The following is a 25789-nucleotide window of genomic DNA, read 5'->3' on the forward strand; positions in this document are numbered from 1 at the left end:
CTGCAATGCCGCGCCGCGAGATCCATGTCACGTCGCGGAACACAAAGCGCGCCAGCGGCAGTTCTTCGGCCGCCGCCTCGTCTTTCTCGCGCCCGCTGCCCAGGCCACGCAGCGAGAGTTGGGGGACTACCGCGCCCTCCAGGTCGGCCCGGTCTATCTTGATGCGGCGCTGCAACAGCGCGAGCACATCGGGATAGGCCGTGAGTTTTTTGATCAGGATGGGCTGGGGCTGCTCGGTGGCTGCGTCTTCCATCACCACCGCGAGCGAGGGAAACAAACGCCAGTGCAGTGCGCCCACGCGCACCTTGGTGCCCAGCCGGGCCTCCAGCTCCACCGAGGCGCGGCGGGCCAGCTCCTCGTCGGACGGCAGCCAGCGCAGCAGGGCGACCCACGTCGCGCCCACACCGAGCACCGCGACGCCCAGTCCCAGCAGCCACTTGTTCGCGCGTGTCATCGAAGCATGTCTCTCATGCCTGTCAGCTTAGGCCCGGGCGCGGTGCTTGCCGAGGCGACAAGCTGCCCACCTCTTGTAGGCCGCAACCGTATAGTGGGGAGACCAACATCCCGTGGAAGCCCAACATCATGCGCATCTGGAAGCAGCCCATCTCTGTAGAACTACTCACCGCCGCCAACGCCGATACCGCGGTGACGCACCTGGGCATCGAGTTCCTCGAGGTCGGGGACGACTTCATACGCGCGCGGGTGCCGGTGGATCGCCGCACGGTGCAACCCTATGGTTTGCTGCACGGCGGCGTATCGGTGGCGCTGGCCGAGACCCTGGGCTCCTGCGGCGCGGCCTTTGCGGCGCCCGCAGGCCACCGCGCCGTGGGGCTGGACATCAATGCCAACCACCTCAAGGGCACGACCAGCGGCTGGGTCACCGGCATCACGCGGCCTGTGCACATAGGCCGCAGCACCCAGGTCTGGCAGATAGACCTGCACAACGATGCGGGCGAGCTGACGTGCGTCTCGCGCATCACGATGGCGATGCTGCGGCCGGAGTGACGCGGTTCAGGGTCTACATGGGGTGACGGCGCGCCGGCTTTGATGCCTGTCCATGCGCCAAGTTACTTATTGAAACGAATTACGGACTCCGCACGGCCACCCCGGTTGTGGCCCCTGGGTGGGTCCGCATGGTGGTACTCGTCAAGCACCCCTGTCTGGGTTGCCCAGGAGTTTTCCCTTTTAAAAACAATACAGTAGCTTACGCCGGCCACGTGATTGAGGCTTGCACCCCAGGGCTGCTCCATATTTTTTTTATCTTGAAAGCCCTTCCATCTCGTATTTGATCTTATGAGTGCTCCTTCGTATCGTTCGGCTCAATTAGGCTGAAAGGTAACAAATGGACACGAAAAACGTAAAACGATGGGTCGCGGCGCTATTAGCCGTCTTGTGTGGCGCGGGGCAGGCACAGATCCTGATCGGCCAGACAGCCGGTTTCACCGGCCCCGTCGCTGCGGGCGTCAAGGAGAACACGGAGGGTGCCCGCCTGTGGCTGGACGCGGTGAACGCCAAGGGCGGGATCGCGGGCCGGCAGCTGGAACTGGTGTCGCTGGACGACAAATTCGATCCCAAGCTGGCCAGCGAGAACGCGCAGCAGCTGGCCGAGCGTGGCGCGATCGCCCTTTTCCTGACGCGCGGCACGCCTCCTACCGAAGCCGTGCTGCCGGTGCTGCTGGCCAACCACATGCCGCTGGTGGGCCCTTCCACCGGGGCGATGGTGCTGCACCAGCCGGTGAACCGTTATGTCTTCAATGTGCGCGCGACCTACCAGCGCGAAGCCGAGAAAGCCATCGAGCACCTGCACACGCTGGGCATACAGCGCATCGCGCTGGTGCATGCGGACGACTCCTTCGGCCGTGACGGCCTGGAAGGCGCCAACAAGGGCTTCACGCAGGCAAAGCTGAAACCCACGGTGGTCCTCAAAGCCGACCGCAGCAAGCCGGACTACAGCCAGCTCGTCCCGCCCATCCTGGCAAGCGATGCGCAAGCCGTGCTGTGGATAGGGTCGGCCAACGCCGTGGCCGAAGGGGTGAAGGCCCTGCGCGCCGCCAAGACCTCCGTGCGTGTGGTGACCTTGTCCAACAATGCCTCGGCGGGCTTCGTCAAGGCGCTGGGCGAACACGCGCGCGGCGTCATCGTCACGCAGGTCTATCCATCCGAGCGTTCTTATGCCTACACGATGGTGCAGGAAGCCACGGAACTGGCCAAGGCCAAAAAGATCGCACTGTCGCCCGCCATCCTGGAAGGCTATGCCGCCGCCAAGGTGCTGGTGGAAGGCCTGCGGCGCGCCGGCAAGAACCCCACGCGCGAGACGCTGCTGGCGGCCCTGGAAGGCATGAAGCGTTTCGACCTGGGCGGGCTGGAGGTGAGCTTCGGCCCCGAAGACCATACCGGCCTGGAGTTCGCGGACCTCTCCATCGTGGACCGTGAAGGCCGCTTCGCGCGCTGAACGCCGGCCTTCTCAATCCCCCGCCGCATCAGCGCCCATCCACAAGTGAAAACCGCCATGGCATGGAAAAAGTCGCTGCACAGCTGGCTGCATGAGAGCACCGGGGAAGCCCCCAAGCAGCAGCTGGAGTCCTTGCGGTTTCTGGTTCAGGATGCGCTGCACCGATGTGAAGGGCCTATGTGCGAACGCATGCGCTGGCGCATCGAAGAGGCCTATACCGCGCAGCAGCTGTGGCTGCTGCGCGGCGAAATATTCCAGCTGGTCGCGCGCCAGTTCTGCCAGGACGAGGCCGTGCAGCGCATCAACGCGCTGCTGCCCGCCTTCTCCGGCTGGCTGCCGGAGCGCATGCTGACGCGGGTCTAGGGCTGGTCCGTATTCGCTCGAACACGGCCCTTAGGATGTTTTAGTGATTTAAAACGAACTAATCCGTCGTTCCCCAAATAAGAACGGCTGCCCACAATCCGGTGTTTTGACTTCTTCAACACCGCGCGCCGCGCGCCTTCGCCACCATGAATTTCCAGCAGCTGCGTTCCATGCGCGAGGCCGTGCGATGCAATTTTGAAAAAAGCCGGCCAGGAATTCATGGCCCAGCAAAGCGGCCTGCTGTCGATTGCCGCCACGCACTCGCAGGCGCGTTATGCGCTACCGTCCGCGGTGCAGGAGTTCCGCAGCCAGTTCCCCAATGTGAAACTGCACCTGCACCAGGGCTCGCCCAAACAGGTGGCCGACATGCTGATGTCGGGCGAGGTCGACGTGGGCATCGCCACCGAGGCGCTCAACGACTACCCCGAACTCGTCGCCCTGCCCTGCTACCGCTGGACGCATTCGGTCATCGTGCCGCCCGGCCACGCGCTGCTGGACGGCCCGCTCACGCTGGAGAGCCTGGCGCGCTTCGCGCTGATCACCTACGACACCGGCTTCACCGGCCGCTCGCACATCGACGGCGCTKTCACGCAGCGCGGCCTGTCGCCCAACATCGTGCTGACGGCCATGGACGCCGACGTGATCAAGACCTATGTGCAACTGGGCATGGGTGTCGGCATCGTGGCCTCCATCGCCTATGAGGCCGAGCGCGACACAGCCCTGCGCGCGCTCGACGCGGGCGCGCTGTTCGGCATCAATCTCACCAAGCTGGCGGTGCGCCGCGGTGGTTACCTGCGCGGCTATGTCTATGCGTTTATCGAATCCTTCGCGCCCACGCTGAACCGCGCGGTGGTCGAGAAGACCTTGAGCGATGAGCCGGGCGCCGCGAGCTATGACATCTAGAGCCGCTCACAGAATGCGCCCGCCAGCGGGGGCCGCGGTCCGGCTTTGCCGGCCGCAAGGCGCCCGTCCCCTGGAAGGGGAAAAGGCGCTACGCGCAGCGAGCGTCCGATAGGGGTGATCACTCAAACCGGGTAGACCTTGACCGGCCGCGTCGCCACCGGGAAGCCGGCCGCGCCCAGGGTGTCGGCAATCGCCATATTGGTGTCGAAATAAACCTGCCAGTAGTGGTCGGTGTGGCAATAGGGGCGCACCGCGAGCTTGGGCCCGAATTCGTTGAACTCCAGGATCTCCACGTCCACCGCGGGGGTCTTCGTCGTGTTGGCAACCTTGGCGACGGCATCCTTGAGCAAGGCGATGGCCTTGTGGATGTCGGCCGTGCCGGCCAGCTGCGCGACGAGTTCGACGCGGCGGTAGGGGTTGGCCGTGTAATTCTTGATGTCGCCGCCCATGATCTTGGCGTTGCCCACCACGGTCTTGACGTTGTCGGGCGTGTTGATGCCGGTGCCGAACAGGCCGATCTCCAGTACCGTTCCCTCGACCCCGCCGGCGCTCACATATTCGCCCACTTTATAAGGCCGCAGCACCAGCAAAAAGATGCCCGCGGCGAAGTTGCTGAGCAGGCCGCTCCAGGCCGCGCCTATGGCCACGCCCGCGCCGGCCACCAGTGCGGCGAAGCTCGTGGTCTCCACGCCGAAGTAGCCGAGGATGGCGACGACCAGCACGATGTTGAGCGCGACGGTGATGAAGCTCACCAGGTAACGCTGCACCGTGGGGTCGATTTCCTGGCGCGTCATGGCCGCACCGACCAGCCGCGTCACCAGGTGGATGAGCCAGCGCCCGATGATGAAGACGGCGATCGCGCCTATGACCTTGAGGCCGAAGGCGACCAGGATAGGCTGCGCCTGTTCCATCCAGCTGCCTACTTGTGCGGTGTCCATGGATTCCCCCTGTTCAGTTATTGGTCAGGGCATCTTAGGGATGCGGCATCAGCGTGTAAACAGGGCCAAGCGCCCGCGTAGTAGCAGGCCCACAGTGCCGGATCAATAGACGCTCACAAAGCCCAGCGAAGCGGTCCTGGCTAGGCGCGTCGCCGCAGACAGTACACCAGTACGGCAAGGCGGCGCAACAACGCCAGGAGGGGTTTTTGAGTGTCTACTCGGTAGCGCGTGCCATGCGTTCGCTCTTCCAATACACGTCATCGCCGCCATTCATGCGGTTCAACACGCGCGACAGCACAAACAACAAATCGCTGAGGCGATTGAGGTACTGGCGCGGTGCCTCCTTCAGGGGCTCGGCGGCGCCCAGCGCCACCACGGCGCGTTCGGCGCGGCGCGCCACGGTGCGGCACACATGGGCCAGCGAGGCGGCGCGCGAACCGGCGGGCAGGATGAACTCGGCCAGGCGCGGCAGCGTGGCGTTGTGTTCGGCCAGCGCCTCGTCGAGCAGTGCCACGGCCTCGGGCTTGAGCAGCTCAAAGCCGGGAATGGACAGCTCGCCGCCCAGGTTGAAGAGCTGGTGCTGCACCTCCACCAGCAGCTCGCGCACGCCAGCCGGCAGTTCTTCGCAGAGCAGCACACCGATGTGCGAGTTCAATTCATCAACGTCGCCCATGGCGTGAACGCGCAGGCTGTCCTTRGACACGCGTGTGTTGTCGCCCAGGCCGGTGGTGCCGTTGTCGCCGGTGCGGGTTGCGATCTGTGAAAGTCTGTTGGCCATGGTGCGAAGGCGCGTTGAAGGCGCTGTGAAGAAAGTCAATGGAGCAAAGGGACTAAAAAGGGACCCGGGCAGCGTTACGCCAGGCAAGAAAATGTGTCGTCGTAGCCCATCATGTGAGTGAGGCAACACCCTGAAAAACTGCTGGCCTGCTTGCGCCGCCTGCGTTGCAATGGCCGATTGTTCACTCTTTGAAGGATTCACCGCATGATCATGCACACGACAGCAACATCAACATCCGCTGCAAAACATTCAAAACATTCTATTCCCGGCTTTGAGTTGCGCAGCGTGTTGCTGGTGGCCGCATTGGCCGCGGGTGCGGCAGGCGCAGCGCGGGCCCAGACCGCCCCGACTTCGCCGGCCAGCCCCAACAGCCCGCCCGCCCAGACGGCGCCCTCCGCCACCCCGGGCGCGGTCCCGCAAAACCGCACCACGCCCCAGGACGTCGAGGCGGCTTTCGGCCGCGCCGATGCCAACAAGGACGGCAAGCTGGACCGCCAGGAGGCCGAGCACCTGCCGGCCGTGGCGCTGCGTTTCGACCAGATCGACGCCAACCACGACTCCTTTATCTCGCTGGCCGAACTCACCAAGGCCGCCCTGGGCTCCTGATGATTCTTGCGGGGTGACCATCGCCCCGCTTTTTTCGCCTTCCACAACACCAGCACGCAGCCCCCCCCGCGGCCTTGGCTGCGGGCTCCGGCGCCTTCAGTGGCAGAAACTACGTACACGTCGTAAACTGTGCCACCGACCCGGAGACAACAATGAACGCCCCCCTTCCCCAGCACCTGCTCCCTGAGATCCAGCAACGTGAAACGCCCCAGGCATTGATCGACGCCTTGAAGGCCCGCTTTGCCGAGCGCTGCTCGACGGCCCTGGTGGTGCGCGAGCAGCACGGCCGCGACGAATCTTCTTTCGCCGCACCGCCGCCCTCGGCCGTGGTGTTCGCCGAAAGCACGCAGGACGTGGCCGACGCGGTGAAGCTGGCCGGCCAGTACAACGTGCCCGTGATCCCCTTCGGCGTGGGCACCTCGCTCGAAGGCCACCTGCTGGCCGTGCAGGGCGGCATCAGCATCGACGTGAGCCGCATGAACAAGGTCTTGTCCATCAACGCCGAAGACCTGACCGTCACCGTGCAGCCGGGCGTGACGCGCAAGCAGCTTAATGAAGAAGTCAAAAGCACAGGCCTCTTCTTCCCGATAGACCCGGGCGCCGACGCGACCCTGGGGGGCATGAGCGCCACCCGCGCCAGCGGCACGAATGCCGTGCGCTACGGCACCATGCGCGAGAACGTGCTGGCGCTGGAAGTCGTCACGGCCGACGGCAGCGTCATACGCACCGGCACACGCGCCAAAAAATCATCGGCCGGCTACGACCTGACGCGCCTCATGGTGGGCAGCGAAGGCACGCTGGGCGTGATCACCGAAGTCACCGTCAAGCTCTACCCGCTRCCCGAGGCGATCTCGGCCGCGGTGTGCTCTTTCCCGAGCATCGAAGCCGCCGTGCGCACCACGATTGAGGTGATACAGATGGGCGTGCCGATCGCGCGCGTCGAGCTGATAGACCACAACACCGTGCGCATGGTGAACGCGCACTCCAAGCTCACTCTGCGCGAAGAACCCATGCTGCTGATGGAGTTTCACGGCTCTCCCAGCAGCGTGAAAGAGCAGGCCGAGCTGGTGCAGGAGCTCGCCAGCGGCCACGGCGGCAATGCCTTTGAATGGGCCAGCACGCCGGAAGAACGCACCCGCCTCTGGACGGCGCGGCACAACGCTTACTTTGCGGCCATCCAGTCGCGGCCCGGCTGCCGCGCGATTTCCACCGACACCTGCGTGCCGATCTCGCGCCTGGCCGACTGCCTGCTCGAGTCGGTGGCCGAAGTCGACGCCAGCGGCATCCCCTACTTCCTGGTCGGCCACGTCGGCGACGGCAATTTCCACTTCGGCTACCTCATAGACCCGATGATTCCCAAGGAACGCGAAGTCGCCGAGGCGCTGAACCACAAGCTGGTGAGCCGCGCGCTGGCGCTGGAAGGCACTTGCACGGGCGAACACGGCGTGGGCCTGCACAAGATGGACTTCCTGGTGACGGAAACCGGCGACGGCGCAGTCGACATGATGCGCACTATCAAGCGCGCGCTGGACCCGAAGAACATCATGAATCCGGGGAAGATTTTTTCGCTCTCCTGAGAGCGGGCCGGGTCTTGCTCCGGCCTTTGCGCTTTTGTTCTCTCTGCTGAGGGCTGCTGGCCGGGGGTTGCCCGGCGGCAACTCACTTTTCTTTTGCTTCGCCAAAAGCAAAGTAAGCAAAAGAAAAGGCGACCCGCAGTCTGGGTCCCTGCGCTTCGCTTCGGGCAACCTGCGGTGCTCGGGGCAAGCGGGTTCGGGAGCGGGATCGGGGGCTTGCTGGGTCACTGCGCGGCGACCTGCCGCTCCTGCTACTTGCCGCCGCGCAGCCGCTCGATCAGTCCGTTGAGTTCGTCCATCGAAGCGAACTGGATGGCCACCTCGCCCATGTCTTCGCGCCGGCCGTTGCGCTTGACCTGTTTCTTGACGCGCACTTCCACATCGGCCATCAGCAAATCGGCCAGTTCTTCCTCGACACGGCGCGTGTCGCGGGATTTTTCCTTGGTGGCTTTTTGCGGCTTGAGAGAGAACTCGGCGCTGAGTTTTTTAACCAGGCTTTCGGCCTCGCGCACCGACATCTTTTTGGCCGAGATCTGGTTGGCCGCGGTGATCTGCGCGGCGCGGTCCAGGACCAGCAAGGCGCGCGCATGGCCCATGTCCAGATCGCCGGCCATCAGCATGGTCTGCACCGGGTCGGCCAGGTTCAGCAAACGCAGCAGGTTGGAAGCTGCGCTGCGCGAGCGGCCCACGGCCTGCGCGGCGAGCTCATGCGTGAGGCCGAATTCCTTGACCAGGCGCTGCAGGCCGTGCGCTTCTTCGAGCGGGTTCAGGTCTTCGCGCTGGATGTTCTCGATCAGCGACATGGCGGCGGCCGACTCGTCGGGCACGTCGCGCACCAACACCGGCACGCTGTCCAGGCCGGCGAGTTTTGCCGCGCGGAAGCGCCGCTCGCCGGCGATGATTTCATACTTGCCGTCGTTGCTGCCCGAGGTCAGGCGCCGCACCAGGATCGGCTGCATGATGCCCTGCACCTTGATGGATTCGGCGAGCTCGTAGAGCGCGCCTTCGTCCATGCGCGTGCGCGGCTGGTACTGCCCGGCGACCATGTCTTCCAGCCGCAGCGAGGCCGGCAGGCCGGGGCTGTTCGCCGTGCTGCTGGCGTTCTCCGCGTCGGTGGCGGTTTCGCTGACCTTGGGGCCCAGCAGTGCTTCAAGTCCGCGGCCCAGGCCCTTGGGTTTTTTGGTGACCATGTTTCTTTTCCTTCAATCCGTCAGTGTTTATGTTTATGTAGGGCGCAGTGTTCAGGGAGGCGTGAGGCTACCGCCCAGGGATTGCAGCACGCCGCGCCACAGGGCGTCGCGCTCTTCGTAAGGTTGTGCGTCCTGCTTGCCGCTGGCCTGTTCCCACACCGAAGTCGTCACAAGCACGATGCCGGTGGAGGGCTGCACATAGACCGTCTGGCCGTGGATGCCCTGCATGGCAAAAGTGCGCGACCGCATCGGCATGAGCCAGAACTGGTAGCCGTAGCCAAAGTAGGGCGTGGCCGTGCGCGGCTTGAATGCCGGCGGCTGGCGCGTTGCGTCGGTGGCATCCAGCAAATAGTCCAGCGGCAGGACCTGCAGCGCGCCGGGTTTGCCGGTGGTTTTGTCAATCGCTCGGCCGTCATTGGCCAGCAACTGGCCCAGGCGCGCCCAGTCGCGCAGGCTGGCGTTGAAGGCCCCGTAGGATTGCTCCTGCCCGTCGACGGAGACGCGCCAGAAGGCGTCATGCTCGGCGCCCATGGGTTTCCAGATCCACTCGGTGGTGAGCTCGGACATGTTCTTGCCGGTGGCGGCCACCACCACGCGGCCCAGCACGTCGGTCTCTGAGCCGGCGTAGACAAATTTTTCGCCGGGTGGTGAATGGCGGTCGGTGATGGACTTCAGCACATCGATCGGCATGCCCGCGCCAGGCACCCCGAAGGAGGCGCGCGACAGGCGCGCGATGTCGTCCTTGCCGTCGTAGCGCTCTGTGAAGGTGAGGCCCGAACTCATGCGCAGCAGCTGGCGCAGGGTGGTGGCGCCATAGGGGCTGCCGGCAAGTTCTTTGACGTATTTCTCGGCCGGGTCGTCGAGCGAGGCGATCAACCCCAGCGAGAGCGCTTTGCCGACCAGCAGCGAGGTGACGCTCTTGGCCATCGAGAAAGACAAAAAGCGCGCGTCGTCCTTGCGGCCGTAGCGGTAGTGCTCGGCGATGATCTCGCCGTTTTTCAGGACCAGCAGGCCGGTGGTGCGCTGGCGGTCCAGGTAGTCGGCCAGTGTGTAGTTGGTGTTCTTGTAGCGGTAGCTGATGGACGCCAGGCTGGCCGCGCGCGGCAGCGGGCTGGCTTCGGCCGGGCGAGCAACCACGCGGACCCGCACACCGGGCACCTTGTCCATGGCCGACCAGGAGCCGACACGATGAGGATTGCTGTACCAGGTGCTGGTGTTGCCCAGGGGGTAGCCCTGCGCCTTGCCGAGCAGCTCTTCATCGGGCTCGGCATGCAGGGAGGCACTCGCCCATGCCGCCAGCACCATCAGGGCGATTTGCAGGCAGCGCGGGCGTTGGAAAAAAAATGAGGTCATGGCCGGGGCGTGATGTTGGGTGAGGGCTCAATGGCAGGGGAAGTCAGCTCCTTGAGCTGGAGCAGCCGCAGGTAGGCTTCTGGCCAGTCGGCCAGGCCGCTGTCGGCGTTGAGGTGGCCGCGCGGGCCGGCGTCCACAAAGCCCGAGCCCCAAGACGCCGCGAATTGCCGTGCCCGCCCTGCCCCGCAGAAAGGGTCGTCGCTGCTGGCGAACACCACGCTGTCAAAGGGCAGCTTTTGCGAGGGTACCGGCGCCCAGCTGGGCAGCATCTCGCGCACGTCATCGCGCTCGACGTCGGGCGGCGCGACCAGCAGCGCGCCCTTGACGCGATGGACATTCCGCGAATGGCTGGCCCAGGCCGCCACCAGCATGCAGCCCAGGCTGTGCGCCACCAGCACCGCGGGCTCGTCACAGGACAGCAGCACGTCTTCGAGGCGCGCCGTCCAGTCGCCGCGCAGCGGATGCATCCAGCTGTGCTGCTCCACGCGGGTGTAGCCGTCGGCCTCTTCCCACAGGGTTTGCCAATGGCCGGGGCCGCTGTTTTTCCAGCCGGGGAGTATGAGGACGTTGCGGGGGTTCATGCTCGGGACGATCGATGCCACTAATTTGCTATTGAATTGATAGCTGAAAATCACCTGTTTGCAAAGGATTCCAGCCAACCAGTCTTACATGGCCTTGATGCGGTCGACCATCTCTTCGGCGAAGGTGACAAAGGCCTGCGCGCCCCTGGAGGCCGGGTCGAACACCACGCCGGGCAGGCCGTAGCTAGGCGCTTCAGCCAGTCGTACGTTGCGCGGGATCACGGTATTGAAGACCTTGTCGGCGAAGTGTTCCTTGAGCTGGTCGCTGACCTGCTGCTGCAAGGTGATGCGCGGGTCGAACATCACGCGCAGCAGGCCGATGATCTGCAGATCCTTGTTGAGGTTGGCGTGCACCTGCTTGATGGTGTTGACCAGGTCGGTCAGGCCTTCGAGCGCGAAGTACTCGCATTGCATGGGCACGATCACGCCGTGGGCGCAGCACAGGCCGTTGAGGGTCAGCATGCTGAGTGACGGCGGGCAGTCGATCAGCACGAAGTCGTACTGGCTGTCGACTTCGGCCAGTGCGAGCTTGAGGCGCTTTTCGCGGCGCTCGACGTCGACCAGCTCGACCTCGGCGCCGGCCAGTTCGCGGTTCGCGCCCAGCACGTCGTAGCCGCATTTTTCGCTGTGCACCCGCGCCTCGGCCACCGAGGCGGATTCGAGCAGCACGTCGTAGACCGTCATCTCCAGCTTGCGCTTGTCCACGCCGGAACCCATGGTGGCATTGCCCTGTGGGTCCAGGTCAATCATCAAGACCCGCTGGCCGACTTTGGCCAGGCCCGCGGCCAGGTTCACCGTCGTTGTCGTCTTCCCTACCCCACCCTTTTGGTTGGCTACGCAGAATATTTTTGCCATGTGTGCTTTTAGTTTTTGTTCGAATGAGGACGCGAAATGCGATGGCGGCTTACTTGGAGACCGCGAGCTTGAGGCCGAAGCCGATCAGGAAAACGCCGGCCAGCTTGTTCAGCACGACCGTGATTTTGGGGTTGGCGCGTATGCGTTCTGCCAGGTGGTAGGTGATCATGACCGAGCACAGGCCGTACAGGAAAGTCAGCCCGGCAATCGTCGCCGCCATCACGGCAAAGGTCTTCAGGCCCTGGTGCTGGGCCGGATCGACAAACAGCGGGAAGAAGGCCATGTAAAACACGATGGCCTTGGGATTGAGCAAGGTGATCAGTAGTGCCTGGCGAAAGTAATGGCGCGGCTTGATATTCAGCAGCGGTGCATCACCGGGTTTGGCGACCAGCATCTTGATGCCCAGCCATGCCAGGTAAATGGCACCGGCCCACTGGACGATATGGAAAGCCGTGGGGTAAGCCGCCATGATGGCCGACACACCAGCCACCGCCGCCCATAGCAAAACCTGGTCGCCGGCGATCACGCCGAAGGTCGCACCCAGGCCGCCCGCGATCCCGCCCTTGCTGGTCGAGGTGATCAGCGCCAGGTTGCCCGGTCCGGGAATCAGCAGAAACACAATGATCGCAACGACAAAAGCGCCGTAGTCGGCGATGCCGACGAATGAGCCCAACATGGAGGTTCTCCAGAAAGTAGAGAGGAGGAAGCGCGAGTGCTCGAGTTTACGACAGGGGTGTGCCGCCGGAATGCCAAAGGAGGCCGATCAGGGCCGATTCGGCGTCCGCGAAGGTTTCTTTTTGTGCCCGAACAACGGGCCGGGCGGGATCAAGCTCCCGACCCACCCGGTTCAGGCGCCGGTTTTTACCCGCATCCAGACAATGCAGCGCTCGGCATTCAGCCCCGGCACCTGCAACTGTTCCACGTGAAACACTTCAACCCCGGCCGGCAAGGCGGCAATTTCGTCGGCCGGGTGTTTGCCCTTCATCGCCATCCAGGCACCCTGCGGGGCTAGGGCACCGACGGACCAGTTGGTGAAGTCCACCAGCGARGCGAAGGCCCTGGAGCAAATCACCTCAAACGGCATGGCGATGGTTTCGACCCGGGCATGCAAACCCGAGAGGTTCGGCAGCTTGAGCGCCAGCGCCGCCTGTTTGATAAAAGCGGCTTTTTTAGCCACCGTATCCACGCAAGTGACCGCCACTTCCGGGCAGCAGATGGCGATGACCACACCCGGAAGGCCGGCACCCGAACCTACGTCCAGCAAGCGGGCGCCCTGCCCTAGCCCGGCTTTTTGCAGATGGCGGCGCAGCGGGAGCACCGCGGCCAGGCTGTCCAGCAGGTGGTGGGTCATCATTTCCGCCGGGTCGCGCACGGCCGTCAGGTTGTAGACCTTGGTCCATTTGCTGATCAGGTCCTGGTAATCCAGCAGCCGGCCGACTTGTAGGTCGCCCAGGTCCAGTTGCAGCGCCTTCAGGCCAGCGCGCAAATCCTGTTCACCGGCCCGCATCAGGCTTGGGCTTTTTCGGAAGAAACGTCAGCCGCCTGGAGCGGAACCGTGTTTTTCCACAGGTTCTTCTTCAGGTGCACCAGCAGCAGGGAGACGGTCGCCGGCGTGATGCCAGAGATGCGCGAAGCCAGTCCCAGGGTTTCGGGTCGGTGTTTGGCCAGGGTCTGGCGCGCCTCAAAACTCAGGGCTGAGACCTGCAGGTAGTCGAGGTCGGCCGGCAGCTTGAGGTTTTCGTAGTGGGCGGCGCGCTCGACCTCGGTCTTTTGTAGGTCGATGTAGCCGGCGTACTTGGCCGTGATCTCGATCTGTTCGATCACGCTTTTGGCGATGTCGTCGCTGGCCGCGGCTTCAGCCGCCAGTTCGGGATTGGCATATTTGCCCTCCTCCAGCGACATCAGTCCGGCGTAGTTCACGTCGGGGCGGCGCAGCAAGTCCAGCAAGTTGTACTCGCGCTCAATCGATTTGCCTAAAACCCGCTCGGCTTCGGCCACCGGCAGGTTGTTGGGGTTGACCCAGATCGCCCGAAGCCGGGCTGTTTCACGTGAAACAGTGTCGCGTTTGCGGTTAAAGGCGTCCCAGCGGGCGTCGTCGACCAGGCCCAGCTCCCGGCCTTTTTCGGTCAAGCGCATGTCGGCGTTGTCCTCGCGCAGCATCAGGCGGAACTCGGCCCGGCTGGTAAACATGCGATAGGGCTCGGTCACGCCCTTGGTGATCAGGTCGTCGACCAGCACGCCCAGGTAGGCTTCGTCACGCCTGGGAAGCCAGGCATCCTTGCCCTGGCATTGCAGCGCGGCATTGACGCCGGCGAACAAGCCCTGGGCCGCCGCCTCTTCATAACCGGTCGTGCCGTTGATCTGGCCAGCGAAGAACAGGCCGCCGATCGCCCGGGTTTCAAAGCTGGACTTCAGCGCCCGCGGGTCGAAGTAGTCGTACTCGATGGCGTAGCCGGGCCGCAGGATGTGGGCGTTTTCCATGCCGGCCATGGAGCGCACCAGCTCGTACTGGATGTCAAAAGGCAGGCTGGTGGAGATGCCGTTGGGGTAGATCTCGTGGGTCGTCAGGCCTTCGGGCTCCAGGAAAATCTGGTGGCTGTCCTTGTCGGCGAAGCGGTTGATCTTGTCTTCGACGCTGGGGCAATAGCGCGGGCCGACGCCGTCGATCTTGCCGGTGAACATGGGGCTGCGGTCAAAACCCGAGCGGATGATGTCGTGGGTGCGCTCGTTGGTGTGGGTGATCCAGCAGGGCATTTGCCGCGGGTGGGCAATGCCGCCGCCCATAAAACTGAAGACTGGCACCGGCCCCGCTATCCCGCCGGGCATGCCGTCGCCGGGTTGCTCGGTGCACTTGCTGAAGTCAATCGTGCGGCCGTCGATGCGCGGCGGCGTGCCGGTCTTGAGCCGGCCTTGCGGCAGCTTGAGTTCCTTGAGCCGGCTCGACAGCGAAACCGCCGGCGGGTCGCCCGCCCGGCCGGCCGAGTAGTTGTTGAGCCCGACGTGGATCTTGCCGTCCAGGAAAGTCCCGGCCGTGAGCACCACGGTGCGCGAACGGAACTTGATGCCGACCTGCGTGACGGCGCCGACCACCCGGTCACCCTCCACCATCAAGTCGTCGACCGCCTGCTGGAACAGCCACAGGTTGGGCTGGTTCTCGAGCTTGCGGCGGATCGCCGCCTTATAAAGAATCCGGTCGGCCTGCGCCCGGGACGCACGTACGGCCGGGCCCTTGGAGCTGTTCAGGATGCGGAACTGGATGCCGCCTTCGTCCGTGGCCAGCGCCATCGCGCCGCCCAGGGCGTCCACTTCCTTGACCAAGTGGCCCTTGCCGATGCCGCCGATGGATGGGTTGCAGCTCATCTGGCCCAGCGTCTCGATGTTGTGCGACAGCAGCAAAGTCTTGCAGCCCATGCGGGCCGAAGCCAGGGCGGCCTCGGTGCCGGCATGGCCGCCGCCAACCACGATCACGTCAAATTCTTGGGGGTAAAACATAGGTCAGGCTTCTATCAGTTCGGTTTTCAAACCCACGGCCTGGGCAGCTGCCGCCTGGCGCTTGTCGGCCGTCACAAACAAATCCACGCGGGCTGCCTGTGCCGTGCCGATGTGCAACGCGTCCATGCCGCGCAGCGCGGCCAGGCGCATCGCAGCAATCGCATAACGTTCAGCCTGCCCCGTCAATGGCATCACCGTCAACTCATCAAAATCCGCGTGAATGACTGCCAGCACACGGCTGTATTCATCTTCCGTAAAAGAGCCTTCGCGCCATTGGCGTGTCAATGCGGAGGCCACCTCCGTCTTGCAATGCACGGCAGCGGTGATGCCGCTAGCCAATGCCTGTAACGCCAGAACGCGGTCAACACCGGCCTCACCGCTGTAGCGCTTGAAGAGCGCCGAAGCATCAAACAACACATTCATCACCAGCCACCTTCGCGCTCTTCGATGATCATTTGCGCACCCGATTTGGCTGGCGGCTTCAGGTAACGCAGCGGTTCGATAGGCCGCTTCCAGCTCGGGACTTTGGCCGTGTCTTCTGCAGCCTTCAGGGGCACCAGTTCAGCCACCGGTTTGCCGTGCCTGAGTATGCGGACGGTTTCGCCCTGTTCGACCAGGTCAATCATGGCTGAGGCGTGAGCGCGAAACTCACTGAGAGGTATGGTGTGCATTTTGTACAAATTTCAATGTTTTGTACATTTTAGCGGGTTCGTGCTTGCAAGGCACCCAGTACGCAGCTTTTCACCCTGCGGCCTGTGGTGAAATCGGACAATGACCGCCCCCCAAAAACTCCTCATCTTCGCCGGCAGCATCCGCCAGAACTCCTACAACCGCAAACTGGCCCATGTCGCGGCCGCCCTGGCGCGCGCCAGCGGCGCCGACGTCACCCATATAGAACTGGCGGACTTCGACATCCCGATGTACAACGCCGACCTTGAGGCCAAGGGCACGCCGCCCGACGTCATGAAACTCAAGCAGCTCATGTTCGAGCACCCGGCCTGGATCATCTGCTCACCCGAGTACAACGGCAGCTACACCGCCCTGCTGAAAAACACCATCGACTGGGTTTCCAGCCCGGTCAAGAGCGACCCGGCCTGGCACGAAGGCTTCAAGTCTTTTACCGGCAAGGTCGTGGGTGTGCTCAGCGCCTCGCCCGGCGCGCTCGGTGGCCTGCGCTCGCAAAGCCACCTGGTGCCGCTGCTGCTCAACGCGCAGTGCTGGGTGGCGCCCAAGGCTTTTGCCCTGGGCCGCGCCGCCGATGCTTTTGATGTCGACGGAAAAATGGGCAACGAAGCGCACGTGAAGAACGTGCAGGCCGTGATCGACCAGGTGCTGTTCGCCAGTGCCCGGCTGGCGGCCTGATTAATTAATAAAGAATCGAGGCCAGGGCACGCGCGCGTTCCATCGCTCCAGCCTTGGTCGCCGCCAGCTCCTCCGGCGCCACCAACGTCGGCGCGGCGCTGATTTCCGCGTCGACCGCGATGTCCAGAAAACGCAGCCAGCGCCGCATATACGGTTTCTGAAAATCCGACTCGTCCTCCTCGGGCGGCAGCGGGTAAGCGCCGGCGCTCGAATACACCAGCGTCGCCCCCTTGCCCGGCAGCAGTGCCTGGTAGCCGGTCTCCCGCGACCAACTCCAGTTCTGCCCCGGCAAAGTCACCACGTCGATGAAATGCTTGAGCCGGTAAGGGATGCCGAAATTCCACATTGGCAGGCTGAAGAGGTAGCGGTCGGCCGCATTGAAACGCTGCGACAAGGCCACCGCGCGCGCCCACAACGCCTGCTGCGGGGCGGTCGCATTCTGCGCACGCAGCACAGCAAACTTGGCGGCGATCATGTCGGCGTCAAAAGGCGGCAAATCAATGTCCCAGACATTGATCGTGTCCACAACGTCCTTGGGGTGCGCCTCGCGATACGCCTCCAGCCAGGCAGCGGCCACGGTGCTGGACGTTGATGCGGCCCGCATCGGCGAGGCTTCTATAAAGAGCAGATGGGTCATGGCTTTCTCCGTGCAAGGGGGTATCAGGCCGTGCCGTCCAGCAGGCGCAGGCCCACCATGCCGGCCACCACCAGCGCCACGCACAGCAGGCGCAGCGCCGAGGCGCTCTCGCCCATCCAGAGGATGCCGATCACGGTCACGCCGACCGAGCCTATGCCGGTCCAGATCGCGTAGGCCGTGCCCACCGGCAAGGTCTTGACGGCATGCGTCAAAAAGAAAATGCTGGCGCCCGCCGCCGCGACGCCCAGCACGCTGGGCAGGAGCCGGGTCCAGCCCTGTGAGGATTTAAGGAGCAAGGCCATTGCGATTTCGACAATGCTTGCGGCGAGTAAGTAAAACCAGGCCATGGAGGTCGTTCTTTCGGTAACAGGGTTAGGAGGGTTAAAAGGGTTAAAGAGGGGAAAAATCAAGGAGCCGCCAGCTTAGGTTTACGATTACCCATAGACAAGTACGCACCTTCTGGTAACCATGACAATTCCCCACGAGCTCCCCGCCGATGCCTCAACTGTGTTTAGCCAGGCCTGCCCCTCGCGCCAGGCGCTGGAGCTGGTCGCCAGCAAATGGGCGCTGCTGGTGATCCCGGCGCTGGCAAAGGGCCCGGTGCGCAACAACGAGCTGATGCGCAAGATAGAAGGCATCTCGCAAAAGATGCTGACGCAGACGCTCAAGGAACTGGTGCGCAACGGCCTGGTGCTGCGCTTTGACCGCCAGACCGTGCCGCCCCATGTGGAATACCAACTCAGCGCGCTGGGCCAGTCCCTCAGCGAAACCCTGATCCCGCTCGACAACTGGGCCGAACGCAACCACCAGAGCCTGAAGGCCGCGCGCGAACGCTTCGACGCATCCTTCATGTAGCGCATGGGGGTTAGCCTCATTAGCGGAATCACGTAGCGCCGCGCCTCCAGTACGGTCCTATATTGGGCCAACGACAACGATCCGGAGACACCAGATGAAACAGACGAACACGCGCCGCGGCGCATTGCAATTCGGCCTCAAGGCCGGCGGCGCACTGGCCGCGGTCTCGGCCTTTCCGGGGCTGCTGCATGCGCAGGCCGGCTGGCCCAGCAAACCGATACGCCTGCTGGTGCCTTTCGCGCCCGGCGGTAGTTCGGAAATCGTCGCGCGCTCGGCCGCCAACGAATTGACCAAGAGCCTGGGCCAGACCGTGTTTGTCGAAAACAAGCCAGGCGCCAGCGGCAACATCGCAATGCAGGAATGCGCGGCCTCCACCGACGGCCACACCCTCATCCTGGGCCACATCGGCACCATGGCGGTCAACCCCTTCATCTTCGACAAGCTGCCCTTCGACACCAACAAGGACTTCAAGCCCATCTCGCTGCTGGCCAAGGTGCCCAGCCTTTATGTGATCAATGCGAGCGTGCCGGCCAACAACCTCAAAGAGTTCATCGCGCTCGCCAAAGCCAAGCCCGGCCAGCTCAACTACGGCTCGGCCGGCAACGGCAGCGCAGGCCACCTGGCGTTTGAATACCTGAAGATGGCCACCGGCGTTTTTGTGCTGCACGTGCCCTACCGCGGCACCGGCCCGCAGCTCACCGATCTGCTGGCCGGCCGGCTTGAAGCCGCCAGCGTGGGCGCGCCTGCCATCCTGGCGCACATCAAGTCGGGCAAGCTGCGCTGCATCGCCACCGGCACCAAGGAACGCCTGCCCCAGCTGCCCGACGTGCCGACGGTCGCCGAAAGCGGCTATCCCGGTTTTGAAATGACCCAGTGGTACGGCCTCAACGCCCCGTCCAACATGCCGCAGGCCAACATCGACCGCATCGCCGAAGCCTGCAACAAGGCCATGCGCAACCCGCAGGCCACCGAGCGCCTGCGCGGCGACACGGCCCAGCCCGTGGGCGACACGCCGGCGCAATACGGCGCCTTCATCAAGACCGAGCAGGCGCGCTGGAAACTGGTCGCCGAACGCRCGAAAATCAAGCCTGACTAAACCCGGCTTCCCAAGACTTCACACGAGCGATTCCCCCATGAACTGCCGCCCCGGCTGCGGCGCCTGCTGCATCGCGCCGTCCATCAGCTCCGCCATCCCCGGCATGCCGCAAGGCAAGCCGGCCGGCGTGCGCTGTGTGCAATTGGGTGATGCCAACCAGTGCCTGATCTTCGGCCGGCCCGAGCGGCCCGCCGTCTGCGGCCAGCTCATGCCCTCGGCCGAGATGTGCGGCGCCGATGCGGGTGCGGCCATGGCCTGGCTGGGCCGGCTTGAACACGACACGCGGCCCGCCGCGGGTTAGCGCGACACATTGCCCAGCGCCTCCAGCCGCGCCGCCGAAACAATCTCTATGCGCCGGTAGCGCAGCGCGATCGCACCCTGGGCCACCATGGCCTTGAGCTCCACCGACAGCGTCTGCCGGCTGACGCCCAGCATCATGGCCAGCGCCTCCTGCGACACCGGCACCACCGGCCGCGCCTTCAGCGCCAGCGTGGCATCGCCGCGCGCCAGCAGCAGCAGTCGGCGCGCCACGCGCGCGCGGGTCGAACGCAGCGCCGCGTCTTCCACCATGCCGTAAAGCGAGCGCACGCGCGCCGCCAGCAGTCCCGCAATCGCCCGGGCAAAAGGGGCGCCCTCCATCAGCGCGGCAAAAGCTGCCTGCGGCACCACCAGCACCTCGGCCGCCGAAAGCGCCGTGGCATCGTGGGTGCGCGGCTCGCCGTCCATCAGCGAAATTTCGCCTATCCAGTTGCCGGCCTCCAGCACCACCAGGATGGCCTCGCGCCCGTCTTCCCGCAGGGAAGAGATCTTGAGCATCCCGCCCAACAGCCCGTAAAAGCCGCCCGGCGCGTCGCCCTGGCGGAACAGCATCTCGCCGGGCCGCAGGCGCAGCACCTCGGCCGAGCCCAGCAGCGCCTCCCGGTCCGCCAGCGGCAGCGCGCCAAACCAGGGGTTGGCCGACATGCGCGCCATGGGCAAAAGCGGGGGAGGTGTCGCGGGAACGATAGGCATGCGGCCAATTGTCAAATTTTTGACAGTTCCACGTCAAGCACGGACGTATCGTGCACCTGAGCTCATTAAAACCACTACCCCCGGAGACAAGCATGCACATCCCTTCCCTGAAAGAAGTCGTCAGCGCTGAAGAATGGCAGCTGCGCTGCGACCTCGCCGCCTGCTACCGCCTGGCCGCGCTCTACGGCTGGAGCGACCTGGTCTTCACCCACATCAGCGCCAAGCTGCCCGAATCGGTTTCGGGCGCCGGCAAGCACCACTTCCTGATCAACCCCTACGGCCTGATGTTCGACGAGATCACCGCGTCCAGCCTGGTCAAGGTCGACGGCCTGTGCAACAAGGTCATCGACTCGCCGTTCCCGGTAAACCCGGCCGGCTTCGTGATCCACAGCGCGGTGCACGAGGCACGCGCCGATGCCGGCTGCGTGCTGCACACCCACACGCGCGCCGGCGTTGCCGTCAGCGCCCAGCAATGCGGCGTGCTGCCCATCAGCCAGCAGTCCACCTTTGTGCTGGCCTCGCTGGCCTATCACGCTTACGAGGGCGTGGCCTTCCGCGACGACGAAAAGCCGCGCCTGCAGGCCGACCTGGGCAACGCCAACTTCCTGATGCTGCGCAACCACGGCCTGCTGGTCGTGGGCAAGACGATTGCCGACGCTTTCCTCAGCATGTACACCTTCGAGAACACCTGCCGCATCCAGCTCGACGCCCAGGCCGGCGGCCCGCTGACCGAGGTCAACCCGCTGATCGTCAAGGGCGTGGCCGAGGCCATGCGTGTGCAGACCGGCGGCATGGGCGGGGCCTTTGTCTGGCCATCGCTGATCCGCAAGCTCGACAAACTCGATGAGAGCTACAAGTCATGAGCGGCTCACCCGTCGTCGCGCAGTTGCTCATCGTGGCGCTCGCGCTGGTCATGCTGGGCCTGGGCCTGACGCTCAAGGTTGAGGACTTCACGCGCCTGCTCAAATACCCCAAGGCCGTGATCGTGGCGCTGGTGCTGCAGGTCATCGTGCTGCCTGTGGCCTGCTACGCCATCATCGTGCTGCTGAATGTGCCGCCGCTGTTTGCGGTGGGCCTGATGCTGCTGGCGGCCTCGCCGGGCGGCATTTCGGCCAACCTGTTCAGCCACCTGTTCGGCGGCAACGTCGCCATGAACATCTCGCTGACCGCCATCAACACCCTGCTGTCCATCCTCACCATGCCGCTGATTGCCAACTGGGCCATCAACACTTTCGCCAAAACCGGCCAGGTCGTGCCGCTGCAGTTCGGCAAGGTGGTGGAGGTCATCGTCATCGTGCTGGTGCCGGTGGCCGTCGGCATGTGGCTGCGCACCGTGAAGCCGGGCTGGGCCGCGCGCAGCGAGAACCCGACCAAAATCTTCAGCATCATCGTGCTGGTGGTGGTGGCTGTGGGCGCGGTCGTCAAGGAATGGCAGTCGCTCAGCGGCGGCTTCGCGGCCATAGGCCCGGCCGTGCTGGCTTTCAACCTCGTGAGCCTGCTGGCCGGTTATTACGTGGCCCGGGCGACCGGGCTGGACAAGCCGATCTCCACCGCCATCAGCTATGAAATCGGCATCCACAACGCGACGCTGGCGATCTTCATCGCGCTGGCCGTGCTGAACAGCTTCCAGCTGGCCCTGCCCGCGGCCATCTACTCCTTCAGCATGTACGTCACGGCCACGCTGTTCGGCTTGCTGGTGCTCAAGCGGCAGGGTGCACCGGTTCCCGCGGCCCAGGCCCAGCCGTAAAGACTAGGCGCTCACCACGGTCAGCACAGGGTGCGGCTGCGTGGCGCCGGGCGGGTGGGGTGGCTCGTCGCCTTCGTCCACCGTCAGTTCCTTGCGGATCATCTGCACGTCGCCGAAGATGGTGGCAAAGGCCACGTCCTTGGCGTCGCGCCCGGTGCCGACGCGCACCAGGCGGTCTATGGGCGCCATGCGCGTCGGGTCGAAGATCACCCAGCGCCCCTCCAGCCAGGCCTCGAAGACCGCGTGGAAATCCTGCGGCGGCTCCTCGAAATGCACATAGCCCACCACCAGCCGCGCCGGGATGTTGAGGGCGCGGCACATCGTGATGCCCAGGTGCGCGAAGTCGCGGCACACGCCCGCGCGCTGCACGAACACCTCCTGCGCCGTGGTCGTGGAATTGCTGAAGCCCGGCAGGTAGCCGATCGATTCGTGGATCCAGCCCTCGATCGCGCGCACCCGGCCTATGCCGGGCGGCAGCTGGCCGAACAGCTGCTGCGCCGCACGGCTCATGACATCGGACTCGCAATAGCGGCTGGGCATCAGGTAGCGCAGCACATCGTCCGGCACGCCGGTCACCGGCGTTTCGTCCAGGTGCAGCGGGACGGGCGCCGGGTGCAGTTCCACCTTCGCGCAGTAATTGACGGAGAGCCGGCCCTTGGGCGCATCCAGGCGTATGAAGCGGTTGCCGCTGCGCTCGTCGCAGAAGTTGCGCACCTTCATGCTGGGCGTGATGGTCAGGCGCTCCTCCACCACGTGATGGCCTTCATGAAAAGCCGTCTCGATGTTGAACAGGAAGTGCGCGGGGCTGCCGACTTCGTATTCCAGCAGGGATTCAATCCGGGCAGTGTGCATGGGGTGGGGTGTGGGAGCCGTCAAAGGCGGGTGCGGTGGTCGGGGCTGCCGCGTCCCGGCTTGGTGAACCAGTTCTGGCAGGTCACAAAAACAATGCGCGCGGCGCGCTCCAGCACGTCGGCGGAAGGCGCGGCGCGGCGGCGTGCGCGCAGGCGGTTCACCAGCAGGAATTCGGCGATGCTGGCCTGAAACGTGATCTTGCGTTTGGCGACCGCTTCAGGCGGCTGCGCCACCGCCGGTGCGCGCGGCCCCGACCACGGCTGGAACAGCCGTTGCCTGAACCGCGACACCATCGATGACGGCACGAGGGCACGATCCGCCTTTTGCAGCGTCATCTACTTCAGCACCTTGTTTGCCGCGCCCACGCCCAGCGCCGCCAGGAGCAGGAAGATGACAGCCAGGATCAGGAACAGCCCAAACAGGATCTTGGCAATGCCGGCGGCGCCCGCCGCCACGCCGCCGAAGCCCAGGGCACCGGCAATCAGTGAAATCAGCGCAAAAATAATCGCGTACTTGAGCATTTCGGCCTCCTGTGGAAGGTGTCAGGGCCCGGCCCATGCGCAAACGGCATGCGGCCCGGGGACCCGGGTTGTGCGCCGTGACGAAAGCGTCGCGGTGAGTCCCCATGCTAAAAGTGCATGGCCGGGCGCCCCATCAGCAGCGCCCGCTTGCCGCTGTAGGACAAGGACGCGGTTCCCCGGATCGCTATTTTTTTGCTAGCGCAGTAGCCCCACTGCGCGAGGCCGTGCGCGGGTCACTTGCCGAACAGGCTGCGGAAGCCCTCGCCCACGCGGTCGCCCAGGTTTGCGCCGGCGCCGGTACCCACGCCTGGCAGCAGGGCCGTGCCTATGGCCGCGCCCAGCAGGGCCGAGCGCGACAGCGTGACCTCGGGGTTGTCCAGCGTGCCGCCCACCGTCAGGGGCACGCCTACCGCGCCGCCTATGGCATTGCCCAGCTTGCTGTCGCCCGCCACGTTCACGCTGACACGGCCGCTCAGCGCCTTGGCCGGCGAGATGGCGACATTGCCGGTCGCGCTCAGCGCACCCGAACTCGCCACCAGGTTGGTCAGCTGCGCCGACTTGCCCTGCGTGCTCACCTGGCCGGCCAGGGTGTCCAGCTGCGTCTGGCCGCCGCGGCTCAGGCCTATGGTCCTGACCGCCTTGGCCAGGTCCAAGCCATTGAGCACGGCGTTGCGCACGGTGAAGGTGGTCTGGGTCTGCAGCGCATCGACCAGCGCGCCGGTGGTCGCGGCACGTGAACTGAGCGTGGTGTCGGCCTCGAGCTTGCCGGTCAGCGACTTGCTGGGCGCGGTCAACGCCGCCACCTCGACATCGCGGGTCTGCAACTTGCCGTGCAGCATCAGCTCTTCACCGGGGCGCGCGGCGGAACCCGATGGAACCTTCTTCAAGCCCAGCTTGCCTTCCACCTTGCCCCCGCCCACGTCGATGCGCAGGCCCCATTCGTCGCCGGCGGCGGCGCCCGGCGCTGCGGGCTTTGCCTCCTCCCGCTTGAGGCTGGCTTCCAGGCCCTGCAGGTTGCCCTTGAGCAGCTTGAGCGCCACGCTGTCGGGCAGGCCGTCGTCGCCAAAGCGGGCGTCGGCCTGCACCGTGGTGGGCGCGCCCGCGGCGCTGATCCAGGTCACCTCGTCCAATACCGTGCGGCGCGGCAGCCAGTCAAGCTGCGCGGTCTGCGGCTGCCCGGCCGGGGTCTGCGCGGGCGCGGCGGCCGCCGCGGGTTTCTTCTTTTGCAACAGCAGCAGCACCCCGTCAATGCCCTGCTGCGGCAGCACCGCCCGGCGCACCAGCAAGGTCGACACCACCAGCCGCCCTTGCAGCAGCGGTTGCCACTGCGGCCGCACCTCCACGCGTTCGATGGTGATGGCCGGCTTGCTCTGCACCGAAATGCCGCTGAGCGCCACCGCCGGCAGCGGCCAGACGTCCACGGCGACGCGGTCCAGCGCCACCGGCACGCCCAGCGCGGCGGTGGCCTCGCGCTCCATCCGCTGCCTGAAGCCGTCGGTGCTCACCCAGCGGTGCAGCGTGAACGCCACCACCGCCAGCAACACCATCAAGCCCAGCGCCAGGAACACCACCCATTTGAAAACTTTTGCCATGCRGCTATTGTGGCCTGCGCGCGGCGCGCTCCCGCAGCAAAAAACCGCCGATACGGCTAGCATCGGGGGCTGTGCGACATTCCCGCCACAGTCCGCCACCCACCACAAAGGATGAGACACCATGAAGCTTTATTACTCCCCCGGCGCCTRCTCCCTCGCCCCGCACATCACGCTGCATGAGTCCGGCCTGAAATTCGAACACGTGCTGGCGCCCACCAAGACCCACCAGCTGGAAGACGGCACCGACTACTACACCATCAACCCGCTCGGTTACGTGCCCCTGCTCGAACTCGACGACGGCACGCGCATCGCCGAAGGCCCGGCCATCGTGCAGTACATCGCCGACCAGGTGCCCGAGAAAAAACTCGCGCCGGCCAACGGCACGCTGGAGCGCTACAAGCTGCAGTCCTGGCTGACCTTCATCGGCATGGAACTGCACCGCGGCTTCACCCCGCTGTTCAATGCCGCGACGCCGGCCGACTACAAGACCATCGTTGTCGACAAGGTGCTGTCGCGGCTCAAGTGGGTGGAAGGGCAGCTTGGCGGCAAGCAGTACCTGATGGGCGATACCTTTAGTGTTGCTGATCCTTACCTGTTTGCTGTTAGTGGGTGGGCGCCTCGGGTTGGGGTGGATATTTCGGGGTTTTCTAATATTGCTTCCTTCCGTGACCGCGTCGCTGCCCGACCCGCTGTGCAAGCCGCCATGAAGCATGAAGGTTTGCTTAAGTAAGCGGCGCTTCCGACGCTGATGATGGGTTGCGTTTCGGGGCCGGGGGTTGCCCGGCGGCAACTCACTTTTCTTTTGCTTCGCCAAAAGCAAAGTAAGCAAAAGAAAAGGCGACCCGCAGTCTGGGTCCCTACGCTTCGCTACGGGCAACCTGCGGTGCTCGACTCCGGCGGGGTCTCGCGCAAACTCGCCTTCGGCTCAAACAAGCGCGATCCCTGATCCGCCTACGTCTGCGCTCCTCGGCCCAGCCAGGACGGGGCAAGCGGGAGCGGGTTCGGGAGCGGGGACAGCCAGATCCTTGCGG

The 25789-nt window shown here is 64.8% G+C and carries 30 protein-coding genes and 2 pseudogenes; 13 read left to right on the top strand and 19 right to left on the bottom strand.

The genetic code is table 11. The features are described from left to right. Positions 1-454, bottom strand: a pseudogene (locus AC1D0P_RS04590) (hypothetical protein); the annotation flags it as partial. Positions 455-582: 128 nt separating this feature from the next. On the opposite strand from AC1D0P_RS04590, the gene AC1D0P_RS04595 reads away from it, so the two are divergent. From AC1D0P_RS04595 to AC1D0P_RS04610, 4 genes and pseudogenes are all read left to right on the top strand, one after another. After that, positions 583-1005 carry a hotdog fold thioesterase gene (locus AC1D0P_RS04595; protein WP_477675615.1) on the top strand — a complete coding sequence of 141 codons (423 nt, stop codon included), beginning with the start codon at positions 583-585 and terminating at the stop codon, positions 1003-1005. A gap of 337 nt (positions 1006-1342) precedes the next feature. Beyond that, the gene (locus tag AC1D0P_RS04600; protein ID WP_477675616.1) at positions 1343-2452 is read left to right on the top strand and encodes an ABC transporter substrate-binding protein; all 1110 of its coding nucleotides are present in this window, start codon (positions 1343-1345) and stop codon (positions 2450-2452) included. 57 nt (positions 2453-2509) lie between these two features. Continuing rightward, entirely contained in the window at positions 2510-2815 is a 306-nt protein-coding gene (locus AC1D0P_RS04605) for a hypothetical protein (RefSeq protein WP_477675617.1), read from the top strand. A gap of 195 nt (positions 2816-3010) precedes the next feature. After that, positions 3011-3718 (top strand): annotated as a pseudogene (locus AC1D0P_RS04610) (LysR substrate-binding domain-containing protein); the annotation flags it as partial. A 122-nt stretch (positions 3719-3840) separates the two neighbouring features. Here the strand turns inward: AC1D0P_RS04610 and AC1D0P_RS04615 are convergent. Together AC1D0P_RS04615 and AC1D0P_RS04620 are read right to left on the bottom strand one after the other, a co-directional pair. Next, positions 3841-4656, bottom strand: coding sequence for a mechanosensitive ion channel family protein (locus AC1D0P_RS04615; protein WP_477675618.1), 816 nt, complete (start codon positions 4654-4656; stop codon positions 3841-3843). A 214-nt stretch (positions 4657-4870) separates the two neighbouring features. Beyond that, complete coding sequence (locus AC1D0P_RS04620; RefSeq protein ID WP_477675619.1) at positions 4871-5434, bottom strand: cob(I)yrinic acid a,c-diamide adenosyltransferase; 564 nt, start codon at positions 5432-5434, stop codon at positions 4871-4873. 204 nt (positions 5435-5638) lie between these two features. On the opposite strand from AC1D0P_RS04620, the gene AC1D0P_RS04625 reads away from it, so the two are divergent. After that, positions 5639-6040 (top strand): EF-hand domain-containing protein, encoded by a 402-nt coding sequence (locus AC1D0P_RS04625; RefSeq protein ID WP_477675620.1) that lies wholly within the window; start codon positions 5639-5641, stop codon positions 6038-6040. A gap of 152 nt (positions 6041-6192) precedes the next feature. Beyond that, on the top strand, positions 6193-7617 hold the full coding sequence (locus tag AC1D0P_RS04630; RefSeq protein ID WP_477675621.1) for an FAD-binding oxidoreductase: 1425 nt from the start codon (positions 6193-6195) through the stop codon (positions 7615-7617). Positions 7618-7865: 248 nt separating this feature from the next. On the opposite strand, the gene AC1D0P_RS04635 is transcribed toward AC1D0P_RS04630, so the two are convergent. From AC1D0P_RS04635 to AC1D0P_RS04675, 9 genes are all read right to left on the bottom strand, one after another. Continuing rightward, the gene (locus AC1D0P_RS04635) at positions 7866-8804 is read right to left on the bottom strand and encodes a ParB/RepB/Spo0J family partition protein (protein WP_477675622.1); all 939 of its coding nucleotides are present in this window, start codon (positions 8802-8804) and stop codon (positions 7866-7868) included. A gap of 51 nt (positions 8805-8855) precedes the next feature. Then, positions 8856-10157: a serine hydrolase domain-containing protein gene (locus tag AC1D0P_RS04640; RefSeq protein ID WP_477675623.1), complete on the bottom strand. Its 1302-nt coding sequence runs from the start codon at positions 10155-10157 to the stop codon at positions 8856-8858. Further along, positions 10154-10738: an RBBP9/YdeN family alpha/beta hydrolase gene (locus tag AC1D0P_RS04645; protein ID WP_477675624.1), complete on the bottom strand. Its 585-nt coding sequence runs from the start codon at positions 10736-10738 to the stop codon at positions 10154-10156. Before AC1D0P_RS04645 ends, AC1D0P_RS04640 begins: the two co-directional genes overlap by 4 nt. Before the next feature lie 84 nt (positions 10739-10822). Next, on the bottom strand, positions 10823-11593 hold the full coding sequence (locus AC1D0P_RS04650) for a ParA family protein (protein WP_477675625.1): 771 nt from the start codon (positions 11591-11593) through the stop codon (positions 10823-10825). A gap of 49 nt (positions 11594-11642) precedes the next feature. Then, positions 11643-12269, bottom strand: a complete 627-nt coding sequence (locus tag AC1D0P_RS04655; RefSeq protein ID WP_477675626.1) for a LysE family transporter — start codon at positions 12267-12269, stop codon at positions 11643-11645. Positions 12270-12440: 171 nt separating this feature from the next. Then, on the bottom strand, positions 12441-13100 hold the full coding sequence (gene rsmG, locus AC1D0P_RS04660) for a 16S rRNA (guanine(527)-N(7))-methyltransferase RsmG (protein ID WP_477675627.1): 660 nt from the start codon (positions 13098-13100) through the stop codon (positions 12441-12443). Next, positions 13100-15085, bottom strand: coding sequence for a tRNA uridine-5-carboxymethylaminomethyl(34) synthesis enzyme MnmG (gene mnmG / locus AC1D0P_RS04665; protein ID WP_477675628.1), 1986 nt, complete (start codon positions 15083-15085; stop codon positions 13100-13102). Before mnmG ends, rsmG begins: the two co-directional genes overlap by 1 nt. 3 nt (positions 15086-15088) lie before the next feature. Continuing rightward, entirely contained in the window at positions 15089-15508 is a 420-nt protein-coding gene (locus AC1D0P_RS04670; protein ID WP_477675629.1) for a type II toxin-antitoxin system VapC family toxin, read from the bottom strand. After that, the gene (locus AC1D0P_RS04675) at positions 15508-15711 is read right to left on the bottom strand and encodes a type II toxin-antitoxin system Phd/YefM family antitoxin (RefSeq protein ID WP_477675630.1); all 204 of its coding nucleotides are present in this window, start codon (positions 15709-15711) and stop codon (positions 15508-15510) included. The genes AC1D0P_RS04670 and AC1D0P_RS04675 overlap by 1 nt, the downstream gene beginning before the upstream one ends. A gap of 145 nt (positions 15712-15856) precedes the next feature. On the opposite strand from AC1D0P_RS04675, the gene AC1D0P_RS04680 reads away from it, so the two are divergent. Continuing rightward, positions 15857-16447, top strand: a complete 591-nt coding sequence (locus tag AC1D0P_RS04680) for an NADPH-dependent FMN reductase (protein WP_477675631.1) — start codon at positions 15857-15859, stop codon at positions 16445-16447. A gap of 4 nt (positions 16448-16451) precedes the next feature. Here the strand turns inward: AC1D0P_RS04680 and AC1D0P_RS04685 are convergent, their stop codons facing one another. Together AC1D0P_RS04685 and AC1D0P_RS04690 are read right to left on the bottom strand one after the other, a co-directional pair. Beyond that, positions 16452-17084, bottom strand: a complete 633-nt coding sequence (locus tag AC1D0P_RS04685) for an FMN-dependent NADH-azoreductase (protein WP_477675632.1) — start codon at positions 17082-17084, stop codon at positions 16452-16454. Positions 17085-17107: 23 nt separating this feature from the next. After that, positions 17108-17431 (bottom strand): DMT family transporter, encoded by a 324-nt coding sequence (locus tag AC1D0P_RS04690; RefSeq protein ID WP_436155579.1) that lies wholly within the window; start codon positions 17429-17431, stop codon positions 17108-17110. Between the two features lie 121 nt (positions 17432-17552). On the opposite strand from AC1D0P_RS04690, the gene AC1D0P_RS04695 reads away from it, so the two are divergent. From AC1D0P_RS04695 to AC1D0P_RS04705, 3 genes are all read left to right on the top strand, one after another. After that, the gene (locus tag AC1D0P_RS04695) at positions 17553-17939 is read left to right on the top strand and encodes a winged helix-turn-helix transcriptional regulator (protein WP_477675633.1); all 387 of its coding nucleotides are present in this window, start codon (positions 17553-17555) and stop codon (positions 17937-17939) included. Between the two features lie 94 nt (positions 17940-18033). Further along, a complete protein-coding gene (locus AC1D0P_RS04700) occupies positions 18034-19035 on the top strand; it encodes a Bug family tripartite tricarboxylate transporter substrate binding protein (protein WP_477675634.1) in 1002 nt (333 codons plus the stop codon). 37 nt (positions 19036-19072) lie between these two features. Continuing rightward, positions 19073-19336 carry a YkgJ family cysteine cluster protein gene (locus AC1D0P_RS04705; RefSeq protein WP_477675635.1) on the top strand — a complete coding sequence of 88 codons (264 nt, stop codon included), beginning with the start codon at positions 19073-19075 and terminating at the stop codon, positions 19334-19336. Here the strand turns inward: AC1D0P_RS04705 and AC1D0P_RS04710 are convergent. Beyond that, positions 19333-20046, bottom strand: coding sequence for a Crp/Fnr family transcriptional regulator (locus AC1D0P_RS04710; RefSeq protein WP_477675636.1), 714 nt, complete (start codon positions 20044-20046; stop codon positions 19333-19335). The two genes, AC1D0P_RS04705 and AC1D0P_RS04710, sit on opposite strands and share 4 nt — an antisense overlap. A gap of 92 nt (positions 20047-20138) precedes the next feature. Between AC1D0P_RS04710 and AC1D0P_RS04715 the strand changes: the two genes are divergently transcribed. After that, positions 20139-20909: a class II aldolase/adducin family protein gene (locus AC1D0P_RS04715; RefSeq protein ID WP_477675637.1), complete on the top strand. Its 771-nt coding sequence runs from the start codon at positions 20139-20141 to the stop codon at positions 20907-20909. Then, positions 20906-21793 (top strand): bile acid:sodium symporter family protein, encoded by an 888-nt coding sequence (locus AC1D0P_RS04720; RefSeq protein WP_477675638.1) that lies wholly within the window; start codon positions 20906-20908, stop codon positions 21791-21793. The genes AC1D0P_RS04715 and AC1D0P_RS04720 overlap by 4 nt, the downstream gene beginning before the upstream one ends. A 3-nt stretch (positions 21794-21796) precedes the next feature. Here AC1D0P_RS04720 and AC1D0P_RS04725 read toward each other — a convergent pair whose 3' ends face one another. From AC1D0P_RS04725 to AC1D0P_RS04740, 4 genes are all read right to left on the bottom strand, one after another. After that, positions 21797-22645: a transglutaminase-like domain-containing protein gene (locus AC1D0P_RS04725; protein WP_477675639.1), complete on the bottom strand. Its 849-nt coding sequence runs from the start codon at positions 22643-22645 to the stop codon at positions 21797-21799. A 20-nt stretch (positions 22646-22665) separates the two neighbouring features. Beyond that, the gene (locus AC1D0P_RS04730; RefSeq protein WP_477654504.1) at positions 22666-22980 is read right to left on the bottom strand and encodes a hypothetical protein; all 315 of its coding nucleotides are present in this window, start codon (positions 22978-22980) and stop codon (positions 22666-22668) included. After that, on the bottom strand, positions 22981-23166 hold the full coding sequence (locus AC1D0P_RS04735) for a DUF1328 family protein (protein ID WP_413330032.1): 186 nt from the start codon (positions 23164-23166) through the stop codon (positions 22981-22983). It lies immediately after the preceding gene. A gap of 233 nt (positions 23167-23399) precedes the next feature. Continuing rightward, the gene (locus AC1D0P_RS04740; RefSeq protein WP_477675640.1) at positions 23400-24758 is read right to left on the bottom strand and encodes an AsmA family protein; all 1359 of its coding nucleotides are present in this window, start codon (positions 24756-24758) and stop codon (positions 23400-23402) included. A gap of 121 nt (positions 24759-24879) precedes the next feature. Between AC1D0P_RS04740 and gstA the strand changes: the two genes are divergently transcribed. Then, entirely contained in the window at positions 24880-25488 is a 609-nt protein-coding gene (gene gstA / locus AC1D0P_RS04745) for a glutathione transferase GstA (RefSeq protein WP_477675641.1), read from the top strand. Positions 25489-25789: the final 301 nt, after the last annotated feature.

It is taken from the genome of Polaromonas sp. P1_G2 (assembly GCF_056405515.1).

What these genes read in the sequence shown, in the direction of transcription:
- AC1D0P_RS04595 (WP_477675615.1), top strand. Translation starts at nt 583, where the DNA reads ATGCGCATCTGGAAGCAGCCCATCTCTGTAGAACTACTCACCGCCGCC.
- AC1D0P_RS04600 (WP_477675616.1), top strand. Translation starts at nt 1,343, where the DNA reads ATGGACACGAAAAACGTAAAACGATGGGTCGCGGCGCTATTAGCCGTC.
- AC1D0P_RS04605 (WP_477675617.1), top strand. Translation starts at nt 2,510, where the DNA reads ATGGCATGGAAAAAGTCGCTGCACAGCTGGCTGCATGAGAGCACCGGG.
- AC1D0P_RS04615 (WP_477675618.1), bottom strand. Translation starts at nt 4,656, where the DNA reads ATGGACACCGCACAAGTAGGCAGCTGGATGGAACAGGCGCAGCCTATC.
- AC1D0P_RS04625 (WP_477675620.1), top strand. Translation starts at nt 5,639, where the DNA reads ATGATCATGCACACGACAGCAACATCAACATCCGCTGCAAAACATTCA.
- AC1D0P_RS04635 (WP_477675622.1), bottom strand. Translation starts at nt 8,804, where the DNA reads ATGGTCACCAAAAAACCCAAGGGCCTGGGCCGCGGACTTGAAGCACTG.
- AC1D0P_RS04640 (WP_477675623.1), bottom strand. Translation starts at nt 10,157, where the DNA reads ATGACCTCATTTTTTTTCCAACGCCCGCGCTGCCTGCAAATCGCCCTG.
- AC1D0P_RS04645 (WP_477675624.1), bottom strand. Translation starts at nt 10,738, where the DNA reads ATGAACCCCCGCAACGTCCTCATACTCCCCGGCTGGAAAAACAGCGGC.
- AC1D0P_RS04650 (WP_477675625.1), bottom strand. Translation starts at nt 11,593, where the DNA reads ATGGCAAAAATATTCTGCGTAGCCAACCAAAAGGGTGGGGTAGGGAAG.
- AC1D0P_RS04655 (WP_477675626.1), bottom strand. Translation starts at nt 12,269, where the DNA reads ATGTTGGGCTCATTCGTCGGCATCGCCGACTACGGCGCTTTTGTCGTT.
- mnmG (WP_477675628.1), bottom strand. Translation starts at nt 15,085, where the DNA reads ATGTTTTACCCCCAAGAATTTGACGTGATCGTGGTTGGCGGCGGCCAT.
- AC1D0P_RS04670 (WP_477675629.1), bottom strand. Translation starts at nt 15,508, where the DNA reads ATGAATGTGTTGTTTGATGCTTCGGCGCTCTTCAAGCGCTACAGCGGT.
- AC1D0P_RS04675 (WP_477675630.1), bottom strand. Translation starts at nt 15,711, where the DNA reads ATGATTGACCTGGTCGAACAGGGCGAAACCGTCCGCATACTCAGGCAC.
- AC1D0P_RS04680 (WP_477675631.1), top strand. Translation starts at nt 15,857, where the DNA reads ATGACCGCCCCCCAAAAACTCCTCATCTTCGCCGGCAGCATCCGCCAG.
- AC1D0P_RS04685 (WP_477675632.1), bottom strand. Translation starts at nt 17,084, where the DNA reads ATGACCCATCTGCTCTTTATAGAAGCCTCGCCGATGCGGGCCGCATCA.
- AC1D0P_RS04690 (WP_436155579.1), bottom strand. Translation starts at nt 17,431, where the DNA reads ATGGCCTGGTTTTACTTACTCGCCGCAAGCATTGTCGAAATCGCAATG.
- AC1D0P_RS04695 (WP_477675633.1), top strand. Translation starts at nt 17,553, where the DNA reads ATGACAATTCCCCACGAGCTCCCCGCCGATGCCTCAACTGTGTTTAGC.
- AC1D0P_RS04705 (WP_477675635.1), top strand. Translation starts at nt 19,073, where the DNA reads ATGAACTGCCGCCCCGGCTGCGGCGCCTGCTGCATCGCGCCGTCCATC.
- AC1D0P_RS04710 (WP_477675636.1), bottom strand. Translation starts at nt 20,046, where the DNA reads ATGCCTATCGTTCCCGCGACACCTCCCCCGCTTTTGCCCATGGCGCGC.
- AC1D0P_RS04715 (WP_477675637.1), top strand. Translation starts at nt 20,139, where the DNA reads ATGCACATCCCTTCCCTGAAAGAAGTCGTCAGCGCTGAAGAATGGCAG.
- AC1D0P_RS04720 (WP_477675638.1), top strand. Translation starts at nt 20,906, where the DNA reads ATGAGCGGCTCACCCGTCGTCGCGCAGTTGCTCATCGTGGCGCTCGCG.
- AC1D0P_RS04725 (WP_477675639.1), bottom strand. Translation starts at nt 22,645, where the DNA reads ATGCACACTGCCCGGATTGAATCCCTGCTGGAATACGAAGTCGGCAGC.
- AC1D0P_RS04730 (WP_477654504.1), bottom strand. Translation starts at nt 22,980, where the DNA reads ATGACGCTGCAAAAGGCGGATCGTGCCCTCGTGCCGTCATCGATGGTG.
- AC1D0P_RS04735 (WP_413330032.1), bottom strand. Translation starts at nt 23,166, where the DNA reads ATGCTCAAGTACGCGATTATTTTTGCGCTGATTTCACTGATTGCCGGT.
- AC1D0P_RS04740 (WP_477675640.1), bottom strand. Translation starts at nt 24,758, where the DNA reads ATGGCAAAAGTTTTCAAATGGGTGGTGTTCCTGGCGCTGGGCTTGATG.